This is a genomic window from Caballeronia sp. J97, from assembly GCF_905220305.1.
In the GTDB taxonomy this organism is placed as follows: Bacteria; Pseudomonadota; Gammaproteobacteria; order Burkholderiales; family Burkholderiaceae; genus Caballeronia.
Genome location: NZ_CAJMZL010000065.1, coordinates 1 through 5,134 on the forward strand (window position 1 = coordinate 1; position 5,134 = coordinate 5,134).

Sequence of the window (5,134 nt, forward strand, 5' to 3'; positions counted from 1 at the left end):
TATTGAGTAAGCGCTAAAGCGCTAACTCACTACGTAAAACACACTGGTTATAGGATCAAGCCTTACGGGCAATTAGTATCAGTTAGCTCAATGCATTACTGCACTTACACACCTGACCTATCAACGTCCTGGTCTGGAACGACCCTTCAAGGGGCTCGAAGCCCCGGGGATATCTCATCTTAAGGCGAGTTTCCCGCTTAGATGCTTTCAGCGGTTATCTCTTCCGAACATAGCTACCCGGCGATGCGACTGGCGTCACAACCGGTACACCAGAGGTTCGTCCACTCCGGTCCTCTCGTACTAGGAGCAGCCCCCTTCAAATATCCAACGCCCACGGCAGATAGGGACCAAACTGTCTCACGACGTTTTAAACCCAGCTCACGTACCTCTTTAAATGGCGAACAGCCATACCCTTGGGACCGGCTACAGCCCCAGGATGAGATGAGCCGACATCGAGGTGCCAAACACCGCCGTCGATATGAACTCTTGGGCGGTATCAGCCTGTTATCCCCAGAGTACCTTTTATCCGTTGAGCGATGGCCCTTCCATACAGAACCACCGGATCACTATGACCTGCTTTCGCACCTGCTCGACTTGTCGGTCTCGCAGTTAAGCACGCTTATGCCATTGCACTATCAGCACGATTTCCGACCGTACCTAGCGTACCTTCGTACTCCTCCGTTACACTTTGGGAGGAGACCGCCCCAGTCAAACTGCCTACCATGCACTGTCCCCGATCCGGATCACGGACCAAGGTTAGAACCTCAAACAAACCAGGGTGGTATTTCAAGGACGGCTCCACCGAAACTAGCGTTCCGGTTTCATAGCCTCCCACCTATCCTACACAGATCGGTTCAAAGTCCAATGCAAAGCTACAGTAAAGGTTCATGGGGTCTTTCCGTCTAGCCGCGGGGAGATTGCATCATCACAAACACTTCAACTTCGCTGAGTCTCGGGAGGAGACAGTGTGGCCATCGTTACGCCATTCGTGCAGGTCGGAACTTACCCGACAAGGAATTTCGCTACCTTAGGACCGTTATAGTTACGGCCGCCGTTTACCGGGACTTCAATCAAGAGCTTGCACCCCATCATTTAATCTTCCGGCACCGGGCAGGCGTCACACCCTATACGTCCACTTTCGTGTTTGCAGAGTGCTGTGTTTTTATTAAACAGTCGCAGCCACCAGTTTATTGCAACCCTTTCACCCTCCTGGCGCAGGCCAGTCAAGCTACAAGGGCGTACCTTATCCCGAAGTTACGGTACCAATTTGCCGAGTTCCTTCTCCCGAGTTCTCTCAAGCGCCTTAGAATACTCATCTCGCCCACCTGTGTCGGTTTGCGGTACGGTCATCGTTAGACTGAAGCTTAGAGGCTTTTCTTGGAACCACTTCCAATTGCTTCGCTTCCGAAGAAGCTCGCGCCACACCCTTGAATTATGTGCCCGGATTTGCCTAAGCACCTTCTCCAATGCAGCGACCGGGACTTCCAACACCCGGACAACCTTCCGCGATCCGTCCCCCCATCGCATCTAACAATGGTGCAGGAATATTGACCTGCTTCCCATCAGCTACGCATTTCTGCCTCGCCTTAGGGGCCGACTCACCCTACGCCGATGAACGTTGCGTAGGAAACCTTGGGCTTACGGCGAGGGGGCTTTTCACCCCCTTTATCGCTACTCATGTCAGCATTCGCACTTCCGATACCTCCAGCATGCCTTTCGACACACCTTCGCAGGCTTACGGAACGCTCTCCTACCATACACGTATCTTTCAACGTGTATCCGCAGCTTCGGTGACTGGCTTGAGCCCCGTTACATCTTCCGCGCAGGACGACTCGATCAGTGAGCTATTACGCTTTCTTTAAAGGGTGGCTGCTTCTAAGCCAACCTCCTGACTGTTTTAGCCTTCCCACTTCGTTTCCCACTTAGCCAATCTTTGGGACCTTAGCTGGCGGTCTGGGTTGTTTCCCTCTTGACACCGGACGTTAGCACCCGATGTCTGTCTCCCGTGATTGCACTCTTCGGTATTCGGAGTTTGCTATGGCGTAGTAATCCGCAATGGACCCCACAACCATGACAGTGCTCTACCCCCGAAGGTGATACACGAGGCACTACCTAAATAGTTTTCGGAGAGAACCAGCTATTTCCAAGTTTGTTTAGCCTTTCACCCCTATCCACAGCTCATCCCCTAACTTTTCAACGTTAGTGGGTTCGGTCCTCCAGTACGTGTTACCGCACCTTCAACCTGGCCATGGATAGATCACTTGGTTTCGGGTCTACGCCCAGCAACTGATCGCCCTATTCGGACTCGCTTTCGCTACGCCTGCCTTAATCAGTTAAGCTCGCTACTGAACGTAAGTCGCTGACCCATTATACAAAAGGTACGCCGTCACCCGTTTCCAGGCTCCGACTGTTTGTATGCATGCGGTTTCAGGATCTATTTCACTCCCCTCCCGGGGTTCTTTTCGCCTTTCCCTCACGGTACTGGTTCACTATCGGTCGATCACGAGTATTTAGCCTTGGAGGATGGTCCCCCCATCTTCAGACAGGATTTCACGTGTCCCGCCCTACTTGTCGTACACCTAGTTCTTCCAACCTATTTTCGCTTACAGGGCTATCACCTGCTATGGCCGCACTTTCCAGAGCGTTCAGCTAATAAGAAGGATAAAGAGTACAGGCTGATCCCATTTCGCTCGCCACTACTTTGGGAATCTCGGTTGATTTCTGTTCCTGCGGTTACTTAGATGTTTCAGTTCACCGCGTTCGCTCCACATGACCTATGGATTCAGTCAAGGGTACTCCATACGGAGTGGGTTTCCCCATTCGGATATCGATGGATCAAAGCTCGTTTGCCAGCTCCCCATCGCTTTTCGCAGGCTACCGCGTCCTTCATCGCCTGTGATCGCCAAGGCATCCACCACATGCACTTGTTCGCTTGACCCTATAACGAGTGTGTCTTGCAACACCTCGCTACAGGCTGAGTATTCGCGTTGTGCCGTATTCCAAGTCATCATTAAGATCACTTTTCATACTTGATACAATCACTACCCTGACTACCCTACTCGCACCCATCTCTAAGTGCTTTCAGATAATCTCTTTACTACTTCTTCCAGATTGTTAAAGAACGTTTAGCCGACAAGCTCACTTCCACGCTTGCGACATCAACTGGCTTCAATCGCCAATGCTTAAAATTCACGCTGAACCCTAAGCATTGATGATTGGTGGAGGATGACGGGATCGAACCGACGACCCCCTGCTTGCAAAGCAGGTGCTCTCCCAGCTGAGCTAATCCCCCAAGTCTCTTGGGTGCATCGATCATCCGATCGACCCATCTTGACCGTTGGTGGGTCTGGTTGGATTCGAACCAACGACCCCCGCCTTATCAAGACGGTGCTCTAACCGACTGAGCTACAGACCCAAAGCCTGTCTTAAACAACAGCCGATAAGCGTGAGCGCTTAATGTTGTGTGCGAAGCTCGAGAAAGGAGGTGATCCAGCCGCACCTTCCGATACGGCTACCTTGTTACGACTTCACCCCAGTCATGAATCCCACCGTGGTAAGCGCCCTCCTTGCGGTTAGGCTACCTACTTCTGGTGAAACCCACTCCCATGGTGTGACGGGCGGTGTGTACAAGACCCGGGAACGTATTCACCGCGGCATGCTGATCCGCGATTACTAGCGATTCCAGCTTCACGCAGTCGAGTTGCAGACTGCGATCCGGACTACGATCGGTTTTCTGGGATTGGCTCCACCTCGCGGCTTGGCAACCCTCTGTTCCGACCATTGTATGACGTGTGAAGCCCTACCCATAAGGGCCATGAGGACTTGACGTCATCCCCACCTTCCTCCGGTTTGTCACCGGCAGTCTCCTTAGAGTGCTCTTGCGTAGCAACTAAGGACAAGGGTTGCGCTCGTTGCGGGACTTAACCCAACATCTCACGACACGAGCTGACGACAGCCATGCAGCACCTGTGCGCCGGTTCTCTTTCGAGCACGTCCACCTCTCAGCAGACTTCCGACCATGTCAAGGGTAGGTAAGGTTTTTCGCGTTGCATCGAATTAATCCACATCATCCACCGCTTGTGCGGGTCCCCGTCAATTCCTTTGAGTTTTAATCTTGCGACCGTACTCCCCAGGCGGTCAACTTCACGCGTTAGCTACGTTACTAAGGAAATGAATCCCCAACAACTAGTTGACATCGTTTAGGGCGTGGACTACCAGGGTATCTAATCCTGTTTGCTCCCCACGCTTTCGTGCATGAGCGTCAGTGTTGGCCCAGGAGGCTGCCTTCGCCATCGGTATTCCTCCACATCTCTACGCATTTCACTGCTACACGTGGAATTCTACCTCCCTCTGCCACACTCAAAGCCTGCCAGTCACCAATGCAGTTCCCAGGTTAAGCCCGGGGATTTCACATCGGTCTTAACAGACCGCCTGCGCACGCTTTACGCCCAGTAATTCCGATTAACGCTCGCACCCTACGTATTACCGCGGCTGCTGGCACGTAGTTAGCCGGTGCTTATTCTTCCGGTACCGTCATCCTCCATCCATATTAGGGACGAAGTTTTCTTTCCGGACAAAAGTGCTTTACAACCCGAAGGCCTTCTTCACACACGCGGCATTGCTGGATCAGGGTTGCCCCCATTGTCCAAAATTCCCCACTGCTGCCTCCCGTAGGAGTCTGGGCCGTGTCTCAGTCCCAGTGTGGCTGGTCGTCCTCTCAGACCAGCTACAGATCGTCGCCTTGGTAGGCCTTTACCCCACCAACTAGCTAATCTGCCATCGGCCGCCCCTATAGCGCGAGGTCCGAAGATCCCCCGCTTTCTCCCTTAGGTCGTATGCGGTATTAATCCGGCTTTCGCCGGGCTATCCCCCACTACAGGACACGTTCCGATGTATTACTCACCCGTTCGCCACTCGCCACCAGGGTTGCCCCCGTGCTGCCGTTCGACTTGCATGTGTAAGGCATGCCGCCAGCGTTCAATCTGAGCCAGGATCAAACTCTTCAGTTCAAACCCTGTTACTGTTTTCTATTCTTCCGAATAGGTCGCTCACTCAACGTACTGACGATGATTTAATGTCCAAAGACAAAAAACCTTCCTCTGATACTTCGTGTGAGACTCTTGATACTTTTGCT

Annotated in this window: 2 tRNA genes and 2 rRNA genes; all 4 read right to left on the reverse strand. The window is 52.6% G+C overall.

Annotated features, from left to right (window positions below):
• Positions 1 to 51: 51 nt before the first annotated feature.
• Positions 52 to 2,938 (reverse strand): 23S ribosomal RNA (locus U4Y90_RS35640).
• Positions 2,939 to 3,216: 278 nt separating this feature from the next.
• A tRNA-Ala gene (locus U4Y90_RS35645) sits at positions 3,217 to 3,292 on the reverse strand.
• Between the two features lie 46 nt (positions 3,293 to 3,338).
• A tRNA-Ile gene (locus U4Y90_RS35650) sits at positions 3,339 to 3,415 on the reverse strand.
• Between the two features lie 62 nt (positions 3,416 to 3,477).
• Positions 3,478 to 5,009, reverse strand: a 16S ribosomal RNA gene (locus tag U4Y90_RS35655).
• The 16S and 23S rRNA genes sit together here with 2 tRNA genes alongside, the layout of an rRNA operon.
• Positions 5,010 to 5,134: the final 125 nt, after the last annotated feature.